Raw genomic sequence first — 22,085 nt, 5'->3', positions numbered from 1 at the left:
TCCCCTCAGAAGCCATCCCCTCAGAAGCCATCCCCTCAGAAGCCATCCCCTCAGACGCCGTCCCCTCAGACGCCGTCCCGTCCGACGCGTCCTCGATGCAGGAGGACTCCTCGACGCAGGAGGCCCTCACCGGGGATGATGCTGCTGTGGACACCGAAGCTCCGGCGCCGAGCGCCGAGGACGCGCTCGCCGAGGTGGGTGCTGCGCCGCCCGCGGCGACCGACGCGGATCCCCGCGGCGACGCCGCTCCGCCGCGGGACGCCGTCGATCCGCAGGACCCCGTCGACGTGCCGGAGCCCGAAGGGACGCAGGCGCTCGTCGTGCGCGGTCTCGTGAAGCGCTTCGGCGACGCCGTCGCGGTGGATCGCATCGATCTCACCGTCCCCGCGGGGACGTTCTACGGCATCGTCGGCCCCAACGGCGCCGGCAAGACGACCACGCTGTCGATCATCGCCGGCCTGCTGCGCGCGGACGCCGGCACGGTGCGGATCAGCGGCATCGACCAGACGGCCGAACCGCTCGCCGCGAAGAAGGCACTGGGGGTTCTGCCGGACCGCCTGCGCACGTTCGACCGGCTCACCGGACGACAGCTCCTGCACTATTACGGACTGCTGCGCGGGCTGAACGCGGAGGTGGTCGAGAAGCGCGTCGCGGATCTCGCCCGCGCTTTCGACCTTACCGGCGCGCTCGGTCGCGTCGTGTCCGACTACTCGGCGGGCATGACGAAGAAGATCATGCTCGCCGGCGCGATGATCCATTCGCCGCGCGTGCTGGTCCTCGACGAGCCCTTCGAGTCGGTCGACCCCGTCTCCTCCGGGGTGATCCTCGATATCCTGCGCGCCTACGTGAACCACGGCGGCACCGTCGTGCTGTCGAGCCACGGCATGGACCTCGTCGAGCGCGTCTGCGCGAGGATCGCGATCATCGTGGGCGGCGAGGTGCTCGCCGAGGGCACGGTGGACGAGGTGCGCGCGGGGCAGACGCTCGAACAGCGGTTCGTCGAACTGTCCGGCACCGGCGGCGAGGTGGAGGGGCTCGAGTGGTTGCACACGTTCTCCGACTGAGGCTGATGCTGGCGCTCGGCGCCCTGCGCGGCGACCGCAGCCGGGTGACGCGCACCGTCGTGGCGCTCGTGCTCACGGTCGCGGCCACGCTCGTGGCGGTGTTCGCGATCCGCAGCCTCGAGGGCACGTCCCTCGCCGCGGCGCACACGGTGATCGTCCTCGGCGGCTCCGCCCTGGTCCTCGGGTTCTTCGTCGCCCCGATCCTGGCCGGATCCGCGGATCAGCTCGATCCGCGCAGGTTCGCGGTCTTCGGCATGGACGAACGTCGCCTGCCCGGCGCGCTCGCGCTCGCCGCGTTCGTCAGCGTGCCGAGCGTCGCCCTGATCGCGGTGCAGGTCACGGTCGTCGTAGTCGCGATCGCCTTCGGCGCACCCTGGTTCCTCTCGGTGCTCGCGGGCGTGCTCGGACTCGTCACGGCGGTGCTCGCGGCACGGGTCGGGATGGCGCTCAGCGCCTTGCTGCTCCCGGAGCGGCGCTCGAGGGAGCTCACCGCGCTGTTCGCTCTCGCGGTGATCGTCGTCGCCGTCCCGGTCTGCGTCTTCGTCGCCTCCCTCGGCTGGGACGGAGCGGTTCCCCCGCTGCTGCACGGCGTGGCCGGCGTGCTCGCGTACACGCCGCTCGGCGCGGCTTCCGCGCTTCCGTTCGACGCCGTCGAGGGGATGGATGGATCGGTGTGGGTCGGGCTGCTCGTCGCCGTCGTGACGGCGTCCGGCGTGATCGTGGCCTGGCTGGCGCTCGCCCGGCGAGCCCTGCGCACGACCGATCGCCCCACCGCGGTCCGGGAGCGCCCTGGACTGGGCTGGTTCGGGCTGCTGCCGTCGAACGCCTTCGGCGCGGTGGCCGCGCGGAGCCTGGTCTACTGGCTCCGCGATCGGCGCTACATCGTGAACGTCGTCGTCGTCCCGGTCGCCGCCGTGCTCACCGTGATCCCGCTGCTCGTCGCAGGCGTCCCGATCGAGATCGCGGCCACGCTGCCCGTCGCGATCATGGCACTCTTCTTCGGCTGGCTGCCCCACAACGACGTCGCCTACGACTCGACGGCGTTCTGGATCCATGTCGCCAGCGGCGTGCGCGGAGTGCCGGACCGTCTGGGCCGGCTGATCCCCGTCGCGCTCATCGCCGTGCCGACGCTGGCGGTCGCGATCCCCGTCACGCTCGCGGTCGTGGGGCGCTGGTCGGCCCTTCCCGTACTGATCGGCGTGGTCGCGAGCCTCTTGCTGTGCGGGTTCGGTCTCTCCAGCGTGATCTCCGCGGTGGCCCCTTACGCGGTGTCGCGCCCCGGGGACAGCCCGTTCCAGCAGCCGCAACGCGCGCGCGGCGGGGCGGCGGGACAGGCGGCCGCGCTCCTGGGGGCGATCGTGCTGAGCCTGCCCACGGTCCTTCTCGCGTGGCAGGCGCTGGACGATCCGGAGCGGTCCACGGCCCCGGCGCTGTGGACCGGCATCGGCACCGGCGTCGTGGTGCTGGTCATCGGGGTTCTCCTCGGCGGGCGCGCGTTCGAACGGCGCGGTGCGCGGCTGATGGAGTTCGTCGAGACGGTCTGAACCGACCGGCGCCGTGACCCGCGAGCGCGATTAGACTCCTCGACATGAGTACCCCGCTGGACGCCCCGGATCAGGGCGGAGTCGCCACGCTCGACCGCGAGCTCGAGGAGCTCCTCAACGAAGAGCGGCAGGAGCCGGGCGATCACGAGCGGTTCTCCCACTACGTGAAGAAGGAGAAGATCCTCGAATCCGCGCTCACCGGCAAGCCCGTCCGCGCGCTGTGCGGCAAGAAGTGGACGCCGGGACGCGACCCCGAGAAGTTCCCCGTGTGCCCGACGTGCAAGGAGATCTACGAGTCGCTCATGCGCTGAGCCTCACGCGACGTCGACGAACTCGGTCGGGATCGCCGGATCCGACTTGCTGAGCGCGAGCGCACGGACGGGGAGCTCCTCGCGGACGCGGGCATGATGGTCGCGCGCCGCGATCGTCCCGCCCGGCCCCTCGAACGCCGTGTCGATCTCGCCGTTCTCGACGAGCACCACCTGGAGCGCCCGGCCGTCCGGGTGATCCTGCGGACCCGCGACGCTCTCGAAGCCGTCGGACACCAGGATCGTCTCGGAGCGCGCGACACCGTCGGCGAGGATCCGGAACGCCGCCTTGCGTCCGCCCTTGGACGCCTTGTCCGCCGACGCCTTCGCGACCCCGACCCAGGCGCCGTCGTGGCCCTGACGCGCGACCAGCTTGTAGACCATGCTCGCGGTCGGGTACCCGGAGCCGGTGACCACGGACGTGCCGACTCCGTACGCGTCGACGGGAGAGGCGGCCAGGGCCGCGATCGCGTATTCGTCGAGATCGCTGGTCACGGTGATCCTCGTGCCCGTGGCGCCGAGGCCGTCGAGCTGCTCCCGCACGGCCGCGGCGACGATCGGCAGGTCCCCGGAATCGATCCGCACGCCGCCGAGGCCGGTGCCGGCGACCCGGATCGCGGTGTCGACGCCCTGCCGGATGTCGTACGTGTCCACGAGGAGCGTCGTGTCGGTGCCGAGCGCGGCGATCTGGGCGCGGAACGCGTCCTCCTCGTTGTCGTGCAGAAGCGTCCAGGAATGCGCGGCGGTGCCCATCGTCGGGATGCCCCAGGTGCGCCCCGCCTCGAGGTTGCTCGTGGCGCCGAAGCCGGCGATGAACGCCGCCCTCGCGGCGGCGACCGCGGAGTCCTCCGCCGCGCGGCGCGAGCCCATCTCCGCCAGCGGACGCTCCCCGGCCGCGATGCTCATGCGGGAGGCGGCGGTGGCGACCGCGGAGTCGTGATTGAGCACGCTGAGCGCGATGGTCTCCAGGATCACGGCGTCGGCGAAGGTCCCCTCGACCGTGAGGATCGGCGACCCGGGGAAGTACAGCTCGCCTTCGCGGTAGCCGCGGATCGTGCCGGGGAACCGATATTTCTCGAGATAGCGGACCGTGTCGGCATCGACGACCTTCGCGTCGCGGAGATAGCGCAGCTCGTCCTCGCCGAACCGGAACTCCCGCAGCAGCGAGAGCAGACGTCCCGTCCCCGCGACGACCCCGAACCGCCGCCCGCCGGAGAGGCGGCGCGAGAACAGCTCGAACACGCTGGGCCGTGCGGCGGTGCCGTCGCGGAGCGCGGCCTCCAGCATCGTGAGCTCGTAGCGGTCGGTCTTCAGGGCGCTCGACGCGGTCATGACCGACAGCATAGGACGCGCGACGGAGGGGGATCGCTCGGATCCGGCGACTAGGCTGGACGATCATGAACGAAGCGCCGATCGGGATCTTCGACTCCGGAGTCGGCGGTCTCACCGTCGCCCGGGCGATCCGGGCTCAGCTGCCGCGCGAGTCCTTCGTCTACATCGGCGACAGCGCGCATTCGCCGTACGGGCCCAAGCCCATCGCCGACGTCCGTCGTTACAGCCTCGAGGTGCTCGACACGCTCGTGGACCAGGGCGTCAAGATGCTGGTGATCGCCTGCAACACCGCGTCCTCCGCGATGCTGCGGGACGCCCGCGAGCGCTACGACGTGCCGGTGGTCGAGGTGATCGGCCCCGCGGTGCGCCGCGCGATCTCCACGACCCGCAACGGGAGGATCGGCGTGATCGGCACGGTCGGCACCATCGCCTCCCGCGCGTACCAGGACATGCTCGAGGTGAACGAGTCGCTCGCGGTGTTCGCCGCGGCATGTCCACGGTTCGTGGAGTTCGTCGAGGCGGGCATCACCGACACCCCGGAGGTGCTGCAGGTGGCGGAGCAGTATCTCGCGCCGCTGCGCGACGCCGGCGTCGACACCCTCGTGCTGGGCTGCACGCACTACCCGTTCCTGCGCGGCGCGATCGGCTACGTCATGGGCGAGGGCGTCGCCCTCGTCTCCAGCGACGACGAGACCGCCGGAGACGTGTACCGCCAGTTGGTGCGCGGCGACCTCCTCGCCCCGCCGGACGCGCGTCCCCGCTACGTGTACGAGGCGACGGGCGGATCCACCGACGACTTCACCGCCCTCGCCAACCGCCTGATGGGGCAGGAGGTGCGCGGCGTCACGATCGTGCAGACCGGCCTCATCGACCTTCCCCACCTCAAGGAGATCCCATGAGCACGTCCGAGACCGTTCGCAAGGACGGCCGTGCCGTCGACCAGCTCCGTCCGATCACGATCGAGCGCAACTGGAGCGCGCATGCCGAAGGATCCGCGCTGATCAGCTTCGGCAACACCAAGGTGCTGTGCACCGCGTCGTTCACCAACGGCGTCCCGCGCTGGCTCTCCGGCAAGGGCAAGGGATGGGTCACCGCCGAGTACGCGATGCTGCCGCGGGCCACGAACGACCGCAACGACCGCGAGAGCGTGAAGGGCCGCATCGGCGGTCGCACCCACGAGATCTCCCGCCTGATCGGCCGGGCGCTGCGCGCCGTCGTCGACACCAAGGCTCTCGGCGAGAACACCGTCGTCATCGACTGCGACGTGCTGCAGGCGGACGGCGGAACGCGCACGGCCGCGATCACGGGGGCGTACGTCGCGCTCGCGGACGCGATCGAGTGGGGCCGGCGCAAGAAGTTCATCGGGCAGAAGTCCGAGGTGCTGCGGGACACGGTCGCCGCCGTCTCGGTCGGCATCATCGACGGCGAGCCCATGCTCGACCTCGCCTACGTCGAGGATGTGCGCGCGGAGACCGACATGAACGTCGTCGTCACCGGCCGCGGCCTCTTCGTCGAGGTGCAGGGGACCGCAGAAGGGGCGCCGTTCGACAAGCGAGAGCTCGATGCGCTGCTGGAGCTCGGCACGAACGGCTGCGCGGAGCTCCGCACCCATCAGCTCGCGGCGCTGGAGAGCGCGGACGGCGCCGAATGAGGATCGTCCTCGCGACGCACAACCCGCACAAGGTCTCGGAGTTCGGGCAGATCGTCGCGGCCACGCGCTCGGATCTCACCGTGGTCGGCTACGACGGGCCGGAACCGGTCGAGGACGGGGTCACGTTCGAGCAGAACGCGCTCCTCAAGGCCCGTGCGGCCTCCGCCCACACGGGCCTGCCTGCGCTCGCCGACGACTCCGGGATCGCGGTGGACGTGCTCGGCGGCTCGCCGGGGGTCTTCTCCGCCTATTGGGCGGGGCAGCGCAAGGACGACGTCGCCAATCGGGACCTGCTGCTGGATCAGCTCCGCGACATCGCGGATCCGCATCGCGCGGCCCGGTACGTGAGCGTCATCGCGCTGGTCGCCCCCGACGGACGGGAGTGGACGGTTCGCGGCGAATGGCCGGGACGGCTCGCGCAGGCACCGGCGGGTTCCGGAGGCTTCGGCTACGACCCGGTGTTCGTGCCGGACGGGCAGGACGCGCCGGAGCGCACGGTGGGGGAGTACGACGACGCGGAGAAGCAGTCCCAGTCGCATCGCGCGCGTGCCTTCGTGGCGCTGGTCCCTCTGCTCGCCGAGCTCTGACGCCGACACCGGCGCGTCGCCCGCGCTCATGAGAATCATCCCCATTCCCGACTAGGCGAAAAGGCCTCCGACCGGGGGTTCGCGGATCTACGCTGGAGTCATGCACGATCACGCGCCCGCCTCGGGGATCCGCGCCGCCGGCCACCGCCGGCTGCTCGCGATCTCGCTGTCGCTGACCTGCGCGATCATGCTCGTGCAGGTCGTCGGCGCGATCCTCTCCGGATCCCTCGCTCTGCTCGCCGACGCGGCGCACATGTTCACCGACGCGTCTGCGCTCGTGATCGCGCTCATCGCGAGCGCGGTCGCCGCCCGGCCCGCGGACGACCGGCGCACGTTCGGCTATCAGCGGGCGGAGGTGTTCGGCGCACTCGTCAACGCGATCATCCTGATCCTTCTCTCGGTCTGGGTCGCCGTCGAGGGCGTCTCCCGTCTGCTGCATCCCGCGGCGGCCGAGGTCGGCGGAACGCTCATGCTCGTGGTCGCCGCCGTCGGACTCGTCGCGAACGGCGTCTCGATGTGGCTGCTGAGCGCGGCGCAGCGCAGCAGCATCAACGTCCGCGGCGCCTATCTCGAGGTCATGGGCGATCTGATCGGATCCGCGCTGGTCATCGTCGCCGCGATCGTCATCGTGACGACCGGTTGGATGCCGGCCGACGCGATCGCGTCGCTCCTCATCGCCACGATGATCGTGCCCCGCGCGATCGCGCTTCTTCGGGAGGTGTTCTCGGTGCTGGCGGAGTCCGCCCCGGCGGGCACGGCCGTGAGCGACATCCGTCGGCATCTGCTGGAGTATCCCGGTGTGACGGGGGTGCACGACGTGCACGTGTGGCAGCTCACGCGCGGCGCGCCGGTCTTCACGGCGCACGTGGCCGTGCGGGCCGAGGTCTTCGCCGACGGCGGGTCCGTCGCGCTCCTGGCACAGATGCAGACCTGTCTCGCCGAGCACTTCGATGTGGAGCATTCCACGTTCCAGCTTGAACCGGACGCGACCGGATCCGGCAGCGCCGGGGACTGCGAGTCGGTGCACGCCTGAATCCGGATCATCCTCCGGGATGAGCCGGGTGGTGCCGCAGGAGGACGACGTCCGGCCCGAGGCTGCATAGCGTCGAGGAAGACCCGGACCCCGGAGGCTCCCGTGCCCTACCTCGACCTCGCCGTGGCCGCGGCGCTGCTCGCCGCCCTGTTGATCGGATTCCTCCGTCGTCGGCGCCGTCCCCTCGCCGTCTCGGTGGCCGGCGCGGTGACGCTCGTCCTTCTCGGCGTCGCCCTCGTCCACGAGGGGGCGCGGTGGCAGGTGCTGCTTCTCGCCGTCGGCGCGGTCCTCGTCGCGGGCGCCGTGCTGTGGGCGCGCTCCGGCAGGAGCCGGGGCTGGGCGCGCGCCGTCGCCGTGCTGCTCTCGGCGGGGCTGATCGCGACCGGCGCGACGGCGTGGGCGCCTCCGCCGGTCTTCGTCCCGCCGCCGACCGACACCCACGCGGTCGGGGCCACCGCGGTGGTATGGACGGACGCTTCCCGAGACGCGCACGGCGGCGTCGGTGGCGAAGGGCATCGATCGATCCCCGCGACGATCTGGTATCCCGCGACGTCTCCCGGCACGGCGACCGCCTACCTGCCCTCGCGGCCGGATGCGGAGGGACTGGCCGGGGCGCTCTCCGCGCAGTACGGGCTGCCGGCGTTCGTGCTCGACGGGCTCGTCCGCGCACAGGGCACCGCGTCCTGGGACGCTCCGGCGGCACAGGGCTCCGTCCCGGTCGTCCTCGCTTCTCCGGGCACGGCGAGCACCCGGTGGCTCATGCGCTCGTGGGCAGAGGAGCTCGCGAGCCGAGGCACGGTCGTCGTCGCCCTCGACCACCCCTACGACTCCGCCGTCGCCGAGCTCGACGACGGGAGCACGGTGCGGAGCGAGCCGACGTCCACGGGCGACGACGCCCACGATCAGGCGCTCGCCGACGCGGCGGCGCGCGTGCGGGCCGCGGACATCCGCGCGACGATCGACGAGATCGAGGGCCCGGCGCGCACGCTGCCGGCGCTGCGCGGGGCGGATCCGCGCCGCATCGTCGCCGCGGGGCACTCGCTCGGCGGCGCCGCGGCTGTCGACGCGGCACGCCTCGACGACCGGATCCGCGCCGTCGTCGACATCGACGGCATGCCGAGATCGCTCGAGGGCACGCGGTTGGCGCGCCCCGCGGTGTTCGTCGTCTCCGGCGACGCCGGCCCGAATCCTGCCTACGCCGCCGCCGTGTCGGGCTACCTCGCCGACGAGACCGCGGCACGCGTCACGATCGCCGGCGTCGCCCATCTCGGTCTGGTCGACTCGGGTCTGCTCCTGGGGCCGATCCCCGGTATCACCGGCGCGCGCGGTCCGGAGGGACCTCGTCTCGCGGCACGCGCGACCGAGGCGGTCCTCGACGCGCTGCATACGGGGAGGGGACTCGATCGCGACGCGCTCGCCGCGATCGGCACGGTCGGCTGATCCGGCGGTCAGGACTCGACGATCACCTCGGACGGGGTCTTGTCCGGACGCAGACCCCGCCACCGGGCGTGCCGGAGCACGCGATCCGGCGTCCAGTTCGAGAACTCCACCTCGCCGACGAGCGCGGGACGGACCCAGTGCGCGTCGGACGCATCCGCCACCGGAACACCGTCGACGGCAGGGTTCGCCGCATGCAGGGGAGCGAGGCGCGAGGAGAGATCCTCCAACGCCCGGTCGGTGAACCCGGTGCCCACGCGACCGATGTAGCGCAGGCCGCTGGGCATCGCGGGATCGGGGATCCCCAGCAGCAGCGAGCCGATCCGTCCCGACCGGTCGCCCTTGCCGGGACGGATCCCGACGACCACGACCTCTTGCGTGCGCGTGTGCTTGATCTTCTGCCAATGCGGGGAACGGCGTCCCGGCGTGTACGGGGAGGCCGGATCCTTGACGACCACCCCCTCCAGGTCGAGGGCCGCGCTGGTGGACAGGGCCGCGTCGACGTCGTCGAAGACCGGCGGGACCACGACGTGGGCCGCGAGGCCCTCGGCGATCCTCTCGAGGAGCTCACGGCGGTCGCGCAGGGGCAGCGCCGTGACGTCGTGCCCTTCGAGGCGCAGCAGATCGAACAGGTGGTAGCGGACGGGGGTGCGGATGACCTCGCGTTCGATCTCTCGCGGGCGGGTGAGGTGCATCCGGTCCTGCAGACGGGAGAAGCTCGGCCTTCCCGCGGCGTCGAAGGCGACGATCTCCCCGTCCACGACGGCGTCCGCGACTGGGAAACCGGGGGCGCCATCGGCCGTCAGCTCGGGATAGCGGTCGGTGATGTCGGTGCCGCTGCGCGCCCGCAGCGTAAAGCGGCCGTCGTGCCAGCTTCCGATCGCGCGGATGCCGTCCCACTTGATCTCCGCCCACCCCAGCCTTCGTGCTGTGCCGGGTGTGCCGTGCTCGGCGAGCATGGGGGCGTAGCGGGGGGCGTCCGCTCCGGTCGGTGCGCGGTCCGTCGGCTCCGTGGCGCGGTCCGCTCCGCGATCGATCCCCGCGACCCGCAGTCCCCCGCCGCGCTGCGCGCGGCTCCCGCCAGACCCGATGCCTGCGGGTCGCGGGGATCGATCGCTGCGCTCCGATCCGGGGGTGGGGGATTGGTTGGTGTCCTCCGATCCGGGGGTGGGGGATTGGTTGGTGTCCTCCGGTCCGGCGGTGAGGGATCGGTCGCTGTGCTCCGATCGGCGGGCGGGGGACGTCGGGTCGGTCGCGGCATCGATCGGGGCGAAGGGGTCGAGGCCCTCCTCGGCGCGGGCCAGCACCTCGTCGAAGCGCAGCTGACGCAGACCTGGATCGTCCAGCTCGTCCCAGGTGCGCGGCGCGGCCACCCACGGCTCGGCGCGGCCGCGGAGCGAGTACGGGGCGATCGTCGTCTTCTTGCCGTTGTTCTGGCTCCAGTCCAGGAACACCTTGCCGGCGCGCTGGGCCTTCGCCATCGTGCTCGTGGCGAGATCCGGATGATCGGTCTCGATCGCCTGCGCGAGGGCGTGCGCCACGGCGGAGATCTCCGCGCTCGTGCGATCGCCCGGCAGCGCCGCATAGAGGTGGATGCCCTTGCTGCCGCTCGTCACGGGCACCGGGTCCAGCCCCATGCCGAGCAGGATCCCGCGCGCGATCCGGGCGACCTCGGCGCACTGCGCGAGCGTGACGCCGGGGCCGGGATCCAGGTCGAGCACGAGACGGTCGGGGTTCCCGGGCCGGCCGTCGGGGGTGAAACGCCACTGCGGGACGTGCAGCTCGATCGCGGCGACCTGGGCCATCCACACCAGCGTCGCGACCTCGTCCACGAGCGGGTAGTCCTTGGCGCCGCCGGAGTGCGGGATCTCCTGCCGGCGGATCCACGAGGGCGCCCCCGGCTCCAGCTGCTTGGTGAAGAATGATCCCTGCGGATCGGCGGCCGTCCCGACCCCCTCGACCCAGCGCTTGCGGGTGACCGGCCGCCCCGCGATCACGGGGAGCAGCAACGGGGCGATCCGGACGGCGTAGTCGATGATCTCGCCCTTGGTCGTCCCCGTTGCCGGATAGACGACCTTGTCCAGGTTCGTGACGCGCAGACTGCGTTCGCCGATGCGCACCGTCTGCGCCGCTGTGCCTGCCATGTCGCCACAGTAGTGCGCAAGAAGGTATCCGTCCCTCGGCGGCGTGGTGTTCACTGGTGCACATGAGGACGATCTGGAAGGGTGCGCTCACGTTCGGCCTGGTCAACGTGCCGGTCAAGGTCTACTCGGCGACCGAGGACCATGACGTCCCGCTGCACCAGGTCCACGACAAGGACGGCGGACGGATCCGGTACAAGCGCGTCTGCGAAGTCTGCGGCGAGACGGTGGCCTACGCCGAGATCGATCGCGCCTATCAGGACGAGACGCAGACGGTGGTGCTGACCAAGGAGGACCTGGACGCGCTTCCCGCCGAACGCAGCCGCGAGATCGATGTCGTGGAGTTCGTGCCCTCGGATCAGGTCGATCCGCTCACGTTCGACAAGGCCTACTATCTGGAGCCCGACTCCGCCTCCTCGAAGGCGTACGTGTTGCTGCGCAAGACGCTGGAGGCCACCGACCGCACGGCCATCGTGCGCTTCACGCTGCGGCAGAAGACGCGACTCGCGGCGCTGCGCGTGCGCGGCGACGTCCTCGTACTGCAGACCCTGCTCTGGGCGGACGAGGTCAGGGAGGCGGCGTTCCCGGCGCTGGAGGAGGAGGTGGCGATCTCGAAGAAGGAGCTCGAGCTCTCCGCCGCGCTCGTCGACGGCTTCTCCGGCGACTTCGATCCCGCGCAGTTCGTCGACGAGTACCAGGCGGAGCTGCGCACCCTCATCGACGCGAAGATCGAGGCGGGCGAGTCGTTCGAGCCTGCCGAGGCCTTCGGGCCGGCGCAGGAGCAGGGCGGCGAGGTCATCGACCTCATGGAAGCGCTCCGGGCGAGCGTGGAGCGCTCCCGCGAGCAGCGCGCGAAGAACGCGGGCTGAACCGGAGCGACGTCCCGATCAGACCTCCGGCTCAGACCTCCGGCTCGATCGACGGGGCGCCCGCCGCGGTCTCGTCCTTGGCCTTGCGGCGCTCGCTGAAGTAATGCCAGACCGTGACTCCCAGGGTGATGGCCACCACGCCGAGAAGGATCACGTCGATGTACTTGGTGACGAACTGCGCGACCCAGGGGATGTACGCGATCACGTAGCCGAGCATCGTCATCACGAAGCCCCAGACGACCGCGCCGATGAGGTTGTAGAGGCTGTACTTGCGCCAGGGCATGTGCCCGACACCCGCTGCGACGGGGGCGAAGGTGCGCACGACGGGCACGAACCGGGCGAGGATCACGGTGAGCCCGCCGAAGCGCTCGAAGAACTGGTTGGTGCGCTCGACGTTCTTCCGGCTGAACAGGCCGGATTCCTTGCGCTCGAAGATCGCCGGTCCACCCTTGTGGCCGATGAAATAGCCGACCTCGCCGCCGACGAAGGCGGCCAGGGCGATCAGGGTGCAGACGATCCAGATGTTCACGCCGAAGACGTCGACCGTGTGCGTGAGCAGGCCGGAGATGATGAGCAGCGTGTCGCCCGGGAGGAGGAAGCCGATCAGCAGACCGGTCTCCGCGAAGATGATGAAGAGCACCACGGCCAGCGCCCAGGGGCCGGCGGCGTGGATGATGACGTTCGGGTCGAGCCAGGGGATGAGGGCGGCGTGGTGCACAGGAAGTCCGTCCGTGGTGTCGTCGCGGGGTGGATCCCGCCGCGCGGTCGCGCAGCGCACGCCGGCACAGCCGGCATGGGTGAAGTCTATGGCCCGCAGGTTCTCGCGCGGCTGGGAGGCCGCCGCGACCTGCGGGCCGACCCGAGGCGTTCGTGCGGAAGGCGGGACTCGAACCCGCACGCCCGGAGGCACAGGAACCTAAATCCTGCGTGTCTACCTGTTTCACCACTCCCGCGAATGCGGGACTCAGTCTAATCAGCCGCGGAAGACGTCCGGATGCGGTCCGGTGCGTCCGTCGCGGTCGAGGGCATCGATCGCCGTGAGCTCTTCGGGAGAGAGCTCGAAGCCGAAGACGTCGAAGTTCTCCGCGATGCGCGCAGGGGTCACAGACTTGGGGATCACCACGCGCCCCTGCTGCAGGTGCCAGCGCAGCACGACCTGAGCGGGCGTGCGTTCGTGCCGGGCGGCGATCGCCGTGATCGCGGGGTCGCGCAGTACCGCGCCCTGCGCGAGCGGGCTCCAGGCCTCGGTGACGATGCCCGCCGCGTCGTTCGCCTCGACGACGGCGCGGTTGGCGAACGCCGGGTGCAGCTCCACCTGGTTGACCGCGGGCACGACGGTCCCGCGGTCGCGCAGGAGGGCGAGCTGCGCGGGCTGGAAGTTCGACACCCCGATCGTGCGGACGCGGCCCTCGGCGGAGATCGCCTCCAGCCCGCGCCAGGTCTCGGCGAATTCGCCGTCTCCGAGCAGCGGCCAGTGGATGAGGTACAGGTCGAGCGTCTCGAGCCCCAGTCGCGCCAGGCTCTCGTCGTAGGACCTTCGGACTGCGTCGTAGCCCTGCGTCGCGTTCCAGGCCTTCGAAGTGACGAAGAGCTCGTCGCGCGGGATTCCGGAGTCGGCGATCGCACGGCCCACGCCGCGCTCGTTCCCGTACACGGCCGCCGTGTCGATGCTGCGGTAACCGACCTCGAGTGCGGTGGAGACGGCGGCGGTCGTCTCGTCGTCGGGCACCTGGAAGACGCCGAATCCGAGTCGGGGCATCGCCGTGCCGTCGTTCAGGGTGATGGTGGGGATGGTCATGGGGGTTCCTCCGAGACTGGGGTGAAGAGGGGACGTCAGTGCGCTTCGGCCGGGTGGGAGGCGGCGATCGTGCCGCTGGTCGGACGGGTCGACCGGCGTGCCGTGGCGGCGGCGACGGCCGTGACGACGAGGGCGAGGGCGGCGAGGCCTGCGCCGATCCAGATGGGGGAGGTGTACCCGAGGCCAGCCGAGATCCCGACTCCGCCGGCCCAGGCGCCCAGGGCGTTGCCGACGTTGAACGCGCCGATGTTCGCCCCCGAGGCGAGCGTGGGGGCGGACGAGGCGTACCCCATGATCCGCGCCTGCAGTCCGGGGACCGTGCCGAAGCCGAAGCCTCCCATGAGGAAGAGAGCGACGGCGGCGGCAGGACCGTTCGCCGCGACGAGGGCGAAGACGACCAGCACGACGAGCAGCCCGCCGATGACGACGAGAAGGGTCCGGTCGATCGAGCGGTCCGCTGCCCTGCCGCCGAGGGCGTTGCCGAGGAAGAGGCCTGCGCCGAAGAGCACGAGCAGCCACGGCACGGCGGTGGGGGCGAAGCCGCTGACCTCGGTGAGCGTGTAGGCGATGTACGTGAAGGCGCCGAACATGCCGCCGTAGGCGAGGATCGTGACGCTCAACGAGAACCAGACCTGGCCCGAGCGGAACGCCCCGAGCTCGTCCCGCAGCCGGGCGGGAGAGGCGTCGTGGGTCGCGGGGACGAGGAGGACGATGCCCAGGAGGGCGAGGGCGCCGATCGCGACGATCGCCCAGAAGGTCGCGCGCCATCCCAGCTGCTGACCGAGGAAGGTGCCGAACGGGACGCCGAGAACGTTCGCGGCGGTGAGGCCGGTGAACATGATCGCGATCGCCCCCGCCTTCTTCGCCGCGGGGACGAGGGAGGCGGCGAGAACCGATCCGATCCCGAAGAAGGCGCCGTGCGTGAGGGCCGCCAGCACGCGGCCGAGCAGCGCGAGCCCGTAGTCGGGCGCGATCGCGGTGAGGGCGTTGCCCAGGAGGAAGACGATCAGCAGGCCGATCAAGACGGGCTTGCGAGGAAGGCGGGTGGTCGCCGCGGTGAGCGCGAGCGCCCCGACGACGACGCTGAGCGCGTAGCCGGAGATGAGCCATCCTGCGGCCGCCTCGGTGACGCCGAAATCGTGGGCCACCTCGGGAAGTAGACCCATGATGACGAACTCGGTGAGGCCGATTCCGAAGGCTCCGATGGCGAGTGCGATCAGACCGAGAGGCATTGCGAAGCTCCTGAGGACGTGAGATAGTTGCAGACGCGGGTATTCGCGTTGATGAACACTATGCTTGCACACGCAAATAAAAAGCGCAAGCAACTACTTTGGAGGATCGCATGGGCATCGCCGACGACGCCGTCGAGATCCGCGCCCGGGGATGGCGCACCATGGCCGCGCTGCATGCCCTGATCGAGACCGAGCTCGAACGCTCCCTCGCCGCGGCGACCGGGCTCTCCGCGGTCGAGTACACGGTGCTCGACGCCCTGGACCGTCAGGACGGATGGCACATGCGTATGCAGCAGCTCGCGCGCGCCGCCGCCCTCAGCCCGAGCGCGACGACGCGCCTGGTCAACAGGCTCGAGGACAGGGGGCTGCTGACCCGGATCCTCTGCGCCGACGATCGCCGGGGCATCTACACCGAGCTCACGGCGACGGGTCGAGAGCTCTACGAGCGGGCGCGGCCGGTGCACGATGAGGCGCTCGAGCGCGCGCTCGCCGAGGCCGCCGCGCTCCCGGAGCTGCTGCCCCTCGTGGACGCGCTGCACGACGTCGCCCGGGTGGGCTGAGCGCTCGATTCGGTCTGCCGGTCCACCCTGTGGATAACTTTCACGGCGGGTTTGTGGTTCCTGCCACGATGCGGGGATGAGTTCCTCGACCGCCGCTATCGCCGAGAAGGTCCGTGCCCGGCTGCGGGCCGAGCGCACGGATCCGACGTCGCACCCGGAGGAGGCGCGGCGGATCGCTCAGTTCGAGGTGCGACGGCATAACGACCAGGCGCTCGCTCGCGGTGTTGCGACCGTCGATGACGAGGCAGCGTGTGTCCGGGACGTGCTCGCCGGCGTCGCCGGTCTCGGTCCGCTGCAGCCGTTGCTGGACGATCCCTCGGTCGAGGAGATCTGGCTGAACGGTCCGACCAGCGTCTTCGTCGCTCGCGAGGGGCGCAGCGAGCGCCAGGCCCTCACTTTGACGGAGGCTCAGCTGCGCGATCTCGTGGAGCGCATGCTGCACGCGACCGGTCGCCGAGTCGATCTCGGGCAGCCGTTCGTGGACGCCTCGTTGCCGGACGGCTCGCGGTTGCACGTCGCGATCGCCGATGTCGTGCGCGATGGGTGGGCGGTGAACATCAGGAAGTTCCTTCCCCGCTATCGCAGCCTCGATCGGCTCGTCGCGCAGGGTATGGTGCCGCAGCCGATCGCCCGCCTGCTCTCCGAGGCGATGCGGAAGGGACGCAGCGTGGTCGTCTCCGGTCCGACACACGCCGGCAAGACGACGCTGCTCGCGGCGCTCGTCGCCGAATGCGTCGATCAGCGCATCGTCACTGTCGAGGAGACGTTCGAACTCGGTGTCGAGGCTCCCGACCTGGTCGCGCTCCAGGGCAGGCAGGCGAGCCTCGAGGGCACGGGGGAGATCACTCTTCGGCGGCTCGTCAAGGAGGCGCTGCGCATGCGCCCCGATCGACTCGTGATCGGGGAGGTCCGCGACGCTGAGGCGCTCGATCTGGTGCTGGCGCTGAATACCGGAGTCCCCGGCGCGGCGACCGTGCACGCCAACTCGGCCGCCGAAGCGCTCGAGAAGCTGAGCATGCTCCCTCTGCTCGCCGGCCGGAACATCGACCGGGGCTTCATCGCTCCCGCTCTCGCGGCGTCCCTCGATCTCGTCGTGCACTGCGGGCGCGAAGCGGACGGGGCCCGCCGGGTCCTGGAGGTCATCGCCCCGGAGGGCGTGCACGATGGTCGCATCGGTCACAGGACGTTGTTCGCGGCCGATCGTGACGAGGCCGGCGTGCTCCCGCGACGGAGGCGGTCCGCATGAGTCTGCTGCTCGGCGCCCTCCTCGCCGCCGGACTCGTCCTGACGGCGTCGCCGTGGCTGTGGCCGCCTCGCCCGACGAGCGAGCGTCTCGCACGGATGGGAGCGCTGACCCGTCTGCTGCGCGAGGCGGGACTGCGCGGTGAGGGACGTACGCTCGTGGTCGCGATCGCCGGGGCGGGGCTGTGCGCGGGTGCAGTGGCGTGGCTCACGACGGGCACGGCCGCGTTCGCGCTCGTCGCAGCGTCCGCCGGGGCCGCCGGCCCGCTCGTGTTCCTGCGATCGCGTCGGCACAGGTTGCAGCGGATCCGGCGCGGACTCTGGCCCGACGTGTGCGACCTGCTCGTCGCGTCGATCCGCGTCGGCATGCCGCTGCCCGAGGCGGTCGCCGCCCTCGACGTCGCCGCGCCCGCTCCGCTGCGCCCCGCGTTCGCCGTGTTCGCGCGGGACCTGCACGCGACCGGCCGGTTCGAGGCCGCGGCGGCCGCGCTCAAGGACGCGCTCGCAGACCCGGTGGGCGACCGGATCGTCGAGACGCTGCGGATGGCGCGCGAGGTCGGCGGCAGCGAACTCAGCACGGTGCTCCGTGCGCTCTCCCGCTCGGTCCGTGCGGAGGCCGCACTCCGTGCCGAGGTGGAGGCGCGGCAGTCGTGGATCCGTGGAGCCGCGGTCCTCGGCGCCGTCGCCCCCTGGGCGATCCTGGTGCTGCTGCTTCTGCGGCCCGAAGGCGCCAGGGCCTATGCGACTCCCGAAGGCGTCGCGCTGATCCTCGGAGGCGCGGCGGTGTCGTTCATCGCGTTCCGGATCATGCTGCGCATCGGCAGGCTTCCCGAACCGCGGAGGTGGTTCCGGTGAGCGCTGTCAGCGACTTCGCGATCGCGGTGCTCGGCGGAGGGGTCCTGGCCGCGGGGCTTCTGCTCGTGCTCGCGGCGTTTCCGCGCTGGCGCGCCGCGAACCTCTCGGCGCGCATCGCACCGCACCTGCGCGACATCGTCGACATCACCGATCCGGTGGAACGGCTGCCTTGGCGTATGCCCGCGGGTGGCGCCTGGGGCGCACGGATCAAGAGCGCCTTCGGCCTCTTCGGCGGAGGCGACGCGGGGGTCGCCATACGGTTGGCCCAGTCCGGGACCCCCGGAGGTCCCGCTGCGTTCCGGAGCCGTCAGCTCGCCTGGGTGCTCGCGGGGCTGGGGGTGGGGGCTGCCGCGAGTCTCGGCCTGGTCCTCGCCGGACGCCTCTCACCGCCGGTGGTCCTGCTCCCCGTGCTCATGGCGACCGCGGCCGGCGTCGCCTATGACGCGCTGCTCGGGGCCAGGGCGCGCGGCCGGGTGCGCCGGCTCATCGACGAGCTCCCGACGGTCCTGGAGTTCCTCGCGCTGTGCCTGTCCGCGGGGGAGACCCTCCCGGATGCGATCCGACGTGTGGGCGGGGCGGGATCAGGGGAACTCAGCGAAGAGCTGCGCGTCGTGACGCTTGCGGCCAACACCGGCTCGTCTCTCTCCGAGGCCTTGGCCGACTGCGCGAACCGGCTGCGGATCCCCTCCCTCGGCCGCGCGATCGACCAGATCACCGCCGCTCTGGAACGAGGAGCCCCGCTCGCCTCCGTGCTGCAGGCACAGGCCTCCGATGCGCGCGAGGAGACCAAACGAGGTCTCATCGAGCAGGCGGGACGCAAGGAGATCCTCATGCTCATCCCTACTCGGTCGGCTTGCATCTAGCCCTGTCGCCACCCTCCCCAAGTTCCCGTTCGAGGTCGCGCTTCCGCGCGCCGCGTAGACGGTACAGACCCCGGTCTGTCAACCGTCAGACCGGCCCGCCCAGGGGCCGCAGGCCCCGTCCAGGGAATCGAGAAACAAATGGCAGTAAACAAGCAGGCCCTCGTGGCCGCAATCACGAAGTTCCGCGCCGACACCGCCACGGCGGTGAAGTTCCACGACCCAGAGCGCACGAACACCGCGAACACGAAGCGGAAGCACCTCGGCGTGATGGAAGCCCGCGCGGAACTGCTCAAGTCGCTCCCCGCCGAGCCCGAGGCCCCGAAGGTCAATCGGGCGTCGGTCATCGCGGGGCTCACCCCGACGACCGCCGACCAGATCGCGGTGCAGGCGCGCGAACTCGCCATCGTCGAGCGCATCCTGGCCTCGGGTCGCGTGCTCGCGGAGGTCATGCACGGGGCGAGCCCGGAGCGCCTCGCGGCCATCGCCGCGAACGCCGAGGTGATGCCCGACGTGCTTCGCTCGGATGACCCGGCGGCGGTCGTGGCAGGCATCCACGAGCGGGTGTTCGACGCGCTGGTCGAGATCGGCCACCCGCAGGCGGTGATCGCTCGGGACGCTCAGGCGCAGTTCGACGAGCAGGCCGCATGGCGCGAGGTCATCAAGGACACCATCGAGGGCAACGCGACGGGCGGGGGTCTTACCGCCCTCCACCGCGCCGACCACGAGGGTTTCGAGGCGCTGATGGCGTCGAACACCGAGCCGGTGGTGAACGCGGACACGGCGGAGGCGGTGCGCAAGCTGGACCAGACGTTCAAGGTCGGCCCGCAGGCCGTGTGACAGGCCCGCCGGGGTAACGCGCTCGCAGCGTCCTCGGCATCGCGACAGGCCCTCGGTATCGCTCAGGCGGCCGGGGGCCTCGTCGTGTCTGGGTGGCACGCGGTCACGGGAGCCTCTCCGGCGACCTGGGAGCGCCGGAACCCCCACGAATACCGCCCATGCCCTCCGAGGTCAAGGAAGACCCCACGGGAGGCCGCGCGCTGCCGGTCGCGCCGTTCCCGGGGAGCGTCGGCGGCTCCCAATAGGATCGGAGCAGCGCAGGCACCCGCCGCGAGATCATCTAAAGGAGTGTCACGCAGACGTGTCGAACACCGAAAACCTCACCTCTGCCAAGTCCGCCAAAGAGGATGAGTTCTACACACAGCTTCCCGACATCGAACGGGAGTTGAGGCACTACCGGAAGCACTTCGAAGGCAAGGTCGTCTACCTCAACTGTGACGACCCTCGGATGAGCAACTTCTTCCACTACTTCAGCTACAACTTCGAGAAGCTCGGACTGAAGAAGCTCATCGCCGCCTGCTACAAGAGCCAGGACGTCGATCTGTTCAGCCAATACGACGCCGAACAGGCGATCTACCTCGAATACGAGGGCGACAAGAGCGGGAACGGCGTACCCGACCCCGAAGAGATCGGCATAGTTCCGCTCAAGGGCAACGGGGACTTCCGGAGCGCGGAGAGCATCGAACTGCTCAAGCAGGCCGACATCGTGGTGACCAACCCGCCGTTCTCGCTGTTCCGTGAGTATGTGGCGCAGCTGGTCGAGTACGACAAAAAGTTCCTCATCGTCGGACCGCACAACGCGATCACCTACCAGGGCATCTTCCCGCTCATCCAGCAGAACAAGCTCTGGCTTGGGTACGGATTCCAGGCGGGCAACGCCTACTTTGCGATTCCTCGGGATGCCGACTACGCGAAGGGCGTCTACGACCCGGCCACCGGGCTGGTCAAGTTCCGAAACGTGACGTGGTTCACCAACATGGACATCTCGAAGCGACACGAGGAGCTCGTGCTCTACAAGTCGTACAGCCCGGAGGAGTATCCGGCGTACGACAACTACGACGCCATCGAAGTGAGCAAGACGGTCGAGATCCCGGCGGACTACGACGGTGTGATGGGCGTCCCCATCACCTTCCTGGACAAGTACAACCCGGATCAGTTCGAAATCGTCGGCATTGCGAAGGCACCGATGGGGGAACCGAGCAAGCTCTACCCGACCCAGACTCAGGTGAGCAGCAAGGGTGTTCGTTCGACGGTGAAGAAGCTGAACGACGGGCCCGTGATGAAGGTGGACACCCCGCCGAAGAACAAGACTTACTACGAGGTCGACGGCGAACTCTACGTACAGATGTACGCCCGAATCCTCATCCGCCGTAAGGGAGCAGCCGCGTGAAGATCGAACTCACCTCGGTGCCTGTCCGAGACCTCACCGAGGACTACGAAGACAACCAGGAGGCCGGGGTCTCCGGGTACGCCGGAAACCTCGACATCCGCCCGCCCTATCAGCGCGAGTTTGTCTACGACGATAAGCAGCGTGAAGCCGTCATCGAGACCATAACCAAGGGTTTCCCGCTCAACGTCATGTACTGGGCAGTGCGCGACGACGACACGTTCGAAGTCATCGACGGACAGCAGCGGACGATCAGCGTCTGCCAGTACGTCGACGGCGAGTTCGCCTATAAGGGCCGCTACTTCCACAACCTCCAGGCCGACGAGAAGGAGCAGATCCTCGACTACGAGCTGATGGTCTACCGCTGCACCGGCAACGACAGCGAGAAGCTGGAGTGGTTCCGCACCATCAACATCGCGGGGGAGGAGCTGACTCAGCAGGAGCTCCGCAATGCCGTCTACGCGGGGTCGTGGGTGTCCGAGGCGAAGAAGATTTTCAGCAAGAACGGCTGCCCTGCGTACGGTCTCGGGTCGAAGTACATGAAGGGTTCGCCAATCCGGCAGGACTACCTCGAAACCGTCATCAAGTGGTTCAACGACGGGGACATCGAGGGCTACATGGCCGTGCACCAGCACGACTCGAACGCCAACGAGCTGTGGCTCTACTTCCAGGCAGTGGTCGCGTGGGTCAACAGCACGTTCCCGAACTATCGCGCGCTGATGAAGGGCCTCCCGTGGGGAGCGCTCTACAACCAGTTCAAGGACAAGTCGTGGGACTCCGCGAAGCTCGAAGAGCAGATCGCCGGGTTGATCCAGGACGACGACGTAACCAACAAGAAGGGCGCGTACGCCTACGTCCTGAGTGGTCACGAGAAGTACCTCAACATCCGCGCGTTCAGTCCGAGCGAGCGCCTCGCAGCGTACGAGCGCCAGCAGGGGATCTGCCCTGTCTGTGGTGAGCACTTCGAGCTGAATGAGATGGAGGCTGACCACATCACGCCGTGGCGTGACGGGGGCCGGACGAGCGCGGAGAACTGCCAGATGCTCTGCATCGAGGACAACCGTCGCAAGGGCGCGAAGTAGCGGCTCCCCGCAGGGACGGGCGTTCCTGCTGTAGACCGCCGGACATGGTGGGGGCCCGACCCCCGAGGAGAGCTACGGGGACCGGGCCCGATGACCAACAACATCAACCGGGGCCGATCCCACCAGGCCGAGACCGCTGCTGCAAGCCGACACGTCGTCGAAGAACTGCCTCAGTGTCTTCCTCCCTCTTCCGTCCTAAAGGACGGGAAGGGGACTGCTGCACGGATAGGTGACATCTGATCTGGCTTGCCCGGGAGGGTGGC

General features: G+C 70.1%; 21 protein-coding genes and 1 tRNA gene. 16 read left to right on the top strand and 6 right to left on the bottom strand.

Annotated elements, in window-relative coordinates:
- The 3 genes from Q0P88_RS13585 to Q0P88_RS13575 all read left to right on the top strand — a co-directional run.
- Nucleotides 1–1,064 (top strand): ABC transporter ATP-binding protein (locus Q0P88_RS13585; RefSeq protein WP_295014903.1); only part of this gene is annotated, 1,064 nt, incomplete at its 5' end.
- A 5-nt stretch (nucleotides 1,065–1,069) separates the two neighbouring features.
- On the top strand, nucleotides 1,070–2,608 hold the full coding sequence (locus tag Q0P88_RS13580; protein ID WP_295014902.1) for a hypothetical protein: 1,539 nt from the start codon (nucleotides 1,070–1,072) through the stop codon (nucleotides 2,606–2,608).
- 44 nt (nucleotides 2,609–2,652) lie between these two features.
- Nucleotides 2,653–2,919: a DUF3039 domain-containing protein gene (locus Q0P88_RS13575; protein WP_295014901.1), complete on the top strand. Its 267-nt coding sequence runs from the start codon at nucleotides 2,653–2,655 to the stop codon at nucleotides 2,917–2,919.
- Nucleotides 2,920–2,922: 3 nt separating this feature from the next.
- On the opposite strand, the gene Q0P88_RS13570 is transcribed toward Q0P88_RS13575, so the two are convergent.
- Nucleotides 2,923–4,248: a nicotinate phosphoribosyltransferase gene (locus Q0P88_RS13570; RefSeq protein WP_295014900.1), complete on the bottom strand. Its 1,326-nt coding sequence runs from the start codon at nucleotides 4,246–4,248 to the stop codon at nucleotides 2,923–2,925.
- A 65-nt stretch (nucleotides 4,249–4,313) separates the two neighbouring features.
- Here Q0P88_RS13570 and murI point away from each other — a divergent pair, with 65 nt between their 5' ends.
- The 5 genes from murI to Q0P88_RS13545 all read left to right on the top strand — a co-directional run bounded on the left by murI (nucleotide 4,314) and on the right by Q0P88_RS13545 (nucleotide 8,959).
- Nucleotides 4,314–5,147, top strand: a complete 834-nt coding sequence (murI, locus tag Q0P88_RS13565) for a glutamate racemase (RefSeq protein ID WP_295014899.1) — start codon at nucleotides 4,314–4,316, stop codon at nucleotides 5,145–5,147.
- On the top strand, nucleotides 5,144–5,899 hold the full coding sequence (gene rph / locus Q0P88_RS13560; RefSeq protein ID WP_295014898.1) for a ribonuclease PH: 756 nt from the start codon (nucleotides 5,144–5,146) through the stop codon (nucleotides 5,897–5,899). The genes murI and rph overlap by 4 nt, the downstream gene beginning before the upstream one ends.
- Nucleotides 5,896–6,486, top strand: coding sequence for an RdgB/HAM1 family non-canonical purine NTP pyrophosphatase (gene rdgB, locus Q0P88_RS13555; RefSeq protein ID WP_295014897.1), 591 nt, complete (start codon nucleotides 5,896–5,898; stop codon nucleotides 6,484–6,486). The genes rph and rdgB overlap by 4 nt, the downstream gene beginning before the upstream one ends.
- 100 nt (nucleotides 6,487–6,586) lie before the next feature.
- Nucleotides 6,587–7,519 (top strand): cation diffusion facilitator family transporter, encoded by a 933-nt coding sequence (locus tag Q0P88_RS13550; protein ID WP_295014896.1) that lies wholly within the window; start codon nucleotides 6,587–6,589, stop codon nucleotides 7,517–7,519.
- A 102-nt stretch (nucleotides 7,520–7,621) separates the two neighbouring features.
- Entirely contained in the window at nucleotides 7,622–8,959 is a 1,338-nt protein-coding gene (locus tag Q0P88_RS13545) for a hypothetical protein (RefSeq protein WP_295014895.1), read from the top strand.
- An 8-nt stretch (nucleotides 8,960–8,967) separates the two neighbouring features.
- Here the strand turns inward: Q0P88_RS13545 and ligD are convergent, their stop codons facing one another.
- Complete coding sequence (ligD, locus tag Q0P88_RS13540; RefSeq protein ID WP_295014894.1) at nucleotides 8,968–11,100, bottom strand: non-homologous end-joining DNA ligase; 2,133 nt, start codon at nucleotides 11,098–11,100, stop codon at nucleotides 8,968–8,970.
- A 62-nt stretch (nucleotides 11,101–11,162) separates the two neighbouring features.
- Between ligD and Q0P88_RS13535 the strand changes: the two genes are divergently transcribed.
- On the top strand, nucleotides 11,163–11,966 hold the full coding sequence (locus Q0P88_RS13535; RefSeq protein WP_295014893.1) for a Ku protein: 804 nt from the start codon (nucleotides 11,163–11,165) through the stop codon (nucleotides 11,964–11,966).
- Nucleotides 11,967–11,997: 31 nt separating this feature from the next.
- On the opposite strand, the gene Q0P88_RS13530 is transcribed toward Q0P88_RS13535, so the two are convergent.
- The 4 genes from Q0P88_RS13530 to Q0P88_RS13515 all read right to left on the bottom strand — a co-directional run bounded on the left by Q0P88_RS13530 (nucleotide 11,998) and on the right by Q0P88_RS13515 (nucleotide 14,996).
- Nucleotides 11,998–12,684 (bottom strand): DedA family protein, encoded by a 687-nt coding sequence (locus Q0P88_RS13530; protein ID WP_295014892.1) that lies wholly within the window; start codon nucleotides 12,682–12,684, stop codon nucleotides 11,998–12,000.
- A 153-nt stretch (nucleotides 12,685–12,837) separates the two neighbouring features.
- Nucleotides 12,838–12,919 (bottom strand) — tRNA-Leu (locus tag Q0P88_RS13525).
- Between the two features lie 20 nt (nucleotides 12,920–12,939).
- On the bottom strand, nucleotides 12,940–13,764 hold the full coding sequence (locus Q0P88_RS13520) for an aldo/keto reductase (RefSeq protein WP_295014891.1): 825 nt from the start codon (nucleotides 13,762–13,764) through the stop codon (nucleotides 12,940–12,942).
- Between the two features lie 35 nt (nucleotides 13,765–13,799).
- A complete protein-coding gene (locus Q0P88_RS13515; protein ID WP_295014890.1) occupies nucleotides 13,800–14,996 on the bottom strand; it encodes an MFS transporter in 1,197 nt (398 codons plus the stop codon).
- Nucleotides 14,997–15,106: 110 nt separating this feature from the next.
- Here Q0P88_RS13515 and Q0P88_RS13510 point away from each other — a divergent pair, with 110 nt between their 5' ends.
- The 7 genes from Q0P88_RS13510 to Q0P88_RS13480 all read left to right on the top strand — a co-directional run bounded on the left by Q0P88_RS13510 (nucleotide 15,107) and on the right by Q0P88_RS13480 (nucleotide 21,822).
- The gene (locus Q0P88_RS13510) at nucleotides 15,107–15,556 is read left to right on the top strand and encodes a MarR family winged helix-turn-helix transcriptional regulator (protein WP_295014889.1); all 450 of its coding nucleotides are present in this window, start codon (nucleotides 15,107–15,109) and stop codon (nucleotides 15,554–15,556) included.
- Nucleotides 15,557–15,632: 76 nt separating this feature from the next.
- Nucleotides 15,633–16,802 (top strand): CpaF family protein, encoded by a 1,170-nt coding sequence (locus tag Q0P88_RS13505; protein ID WP_295014888.1) that lies wholly within the window; start codon nucleotides 15,633–15,635, stop codon nucleotides 16,800–16,802.
- Nucleotides 16,799–17,653, top strand: a complete 855-nt coding sequence (locus Q0P88_RS13500) for a type II secretion system F family protein (RefSeq protein ID WP_295014887.1) — start codon at nucleotides 16,799–16,801, stop codon at nucleotides 17,651–17,653. Before Q0P88_RS13505 ends, Q0P88_RS13500 begins: the two co-directional genes overlap by 4 nt.
- Nucleotides 17,650–18,516, top strand: coding sequence for a type II secretion system F family protein (locus tag Q0P88_RS13495; RefSeq protein WP_295014886.1), 867 nt, complete (start codon nucleotides 17,650–17,652; stop codon nucleotides 18,514–18,516). The genes Q0P88_RS13500 and Q0P88_RS13495 overlap by 4 nt, the downstream gene beginning before the upstream one ends.
- 138 nt (nucleotides 18,517–18,654) lie before the next feature.
- The gene (locus Q0P88_RS13490; RefSeq protein WP_295014885.1) at nucleotides 18,655–19,353 is read left to right on the top strand and encodes a hypothetical protein; all 699 of its coding nucleotides are present in this window, start codon (nucleotides 18,655–18,657) and stop codon (nucleotides 19,351–19,353) included.
- Nucleotides 19,354–19,654: 301 nt separating this feature from the next.
- Nucleotides 19,655–20,743 carry an adenine-specific methyltransferase EcoRI family protein gene (locus Q0P88_RS13485; protein ID WP_295014884.1) on the top strand — a complete coding sequence of 363 codons (1,089 nt, stop codon included), beginning with the start codon at nucleotides 19,655–19,657 and terminating at the stop codon, nucleotides 20,741–20,743.
- Nucleotides 20,740–21,822, top strand: a complete 1,083-nt coding sequence (locus Q0P88_RS13480) for a DUF262 domain-containing protein (protein WP_295014883.1) — start codon at nucleotides 20,740–20,742, stop codon at nucleotides 21,820–21,822. Before Q0P88_RS13485 ends, Q0P88_RS13480 begins: the two co-directional genes overlap by 4 nt.
- Nucleotides 21,823–22,085 lie beyond the last annotated feature (263 nt).

Source organism: uncultured Microbacterium sp. (genome assembly GCF_945952435.1).
Taxonomy (GTDB): Bacteria; Actinomycetota; Actinomycetes; order Actinomycetales; family Microbacteriaceae; genus Microbacterium.
This window is presented reverse-complemented; position numbering and strand designations above follow the sequence as displayed.

What these genes read in the sequence shown, in the direction of transcription:
- Q0P88_RS13580 (WP_295014902.1), top strand. Translation starts at nt 1,070, where the DNA reads ATGCTGGCGCTCGGCGCCCTGCGCGGCGACCGCAGCCGGGTGACGCGC.
- Q0P88_RS13575 (WP_295014901.1), top strand. Translation starts at nt 2,653, where the DNA reads ATGAGTACCCCGCTGGACGCCCCGGATCAGGGCGGAGTCGCCACGCTC.
- Q0P88_RS13570 (WP_295014900.1), bottom strand. Translation starts at nt 4,248, where the DNA reads ATGACCGCGTCGAGCGCCCTGAAGACCGACCGCTACGAGCTCACGATG.
- murI (WP_295014899.1), top strand. Translation starts at nt 4,314, where the DNA reads ATGAACGAAGCGCCGATCGGGATCTTCGACTCCGGAGTCGGCGGTCTC.
- rph (WP_295014898.1), top strand. Translation starts at nt 5,144, where the DNA reads ATGAGCACGTCCGAGACCGTTCGCAAGGACGGCCGTGCCGTCGACCAG.
- rdgB (WP_295014897.1), top strand. Translation starts at nt 5,896, where the DNA reads ATGAGGATCGTCCTCGCGACGCACAACCCGCACAAGGTCTCGGAGTTC.
- Q0P88_RS13550 (WP_295014896.1), top strand. Translation starts at nt 6,587, where the DNA reads ATGCACGATCACGCGCCCGCCTCGGGGATCCGCGCCGCCGGCCACCGC.
- ligD (WP_295014894.1), bottom strand. Translation starts at nt 11,100, where the DNA reads ATGGCAGGCACAGCGGCGCAGACGGTGCGCATCGGCGAACGCAGTCTG.
- Q0P88_RS13535 (WP_295014893.1), top strand. Translation starts at nt 11,163, where the DNA reads ATGAGGACGATCTGGAAGGGTGCGCTCACGTTCGGCCTGGTCAACGTG.
- Q0P88_RS13520 (WP_295014891.1), bottom strand. Translation starts at nt 13,764, where the DNA reads ATGACCATCCCCACCATCACCCTGAACGACGGCACGGCGATGCCCCGA.
- Q0P88_RS13515 (WP_295014890.1), bottom strand. Translation starts at nt 14,996, where the DNA reads ATGCCTCTCGGTCTGATCGCACTCGCCATCGGAGCCTTCGGAATCGGC.
- Q0P88_RS13510 (WP_295014889.1), top strand. Translation starts at nt 15,107, where the DNA reads ATGGGCATCGCCGACGACGCCGTCGAGATCCGCGCCCGGGGATGGCGC.
- Q0P88_RS13505 (WP_295014888.1), top strand. Translation starts at nt 15,633, where the DNA reads ATGAGTTCCTCGACCGCCGCTATCGCCGAGAAGGTCCGTGCCCGGCTG.
- Q0P88_RS13500 (WP_295014887.1), top strand. Translation starts at nt 16,799, where the DNA reads ATGAGTCTGCTGCTCGGCGCCCTCCTCGCCGCCGGACTCGTCCTGACG.
- Q0P88_RS13490 (WP_295014885.1), top strand. Translation starts at nt 18,655, where the DNA reads ATGGCAGTAAACAAGCAGGCCCTCGTGGCCGCAATCACGAAGTTCCGC.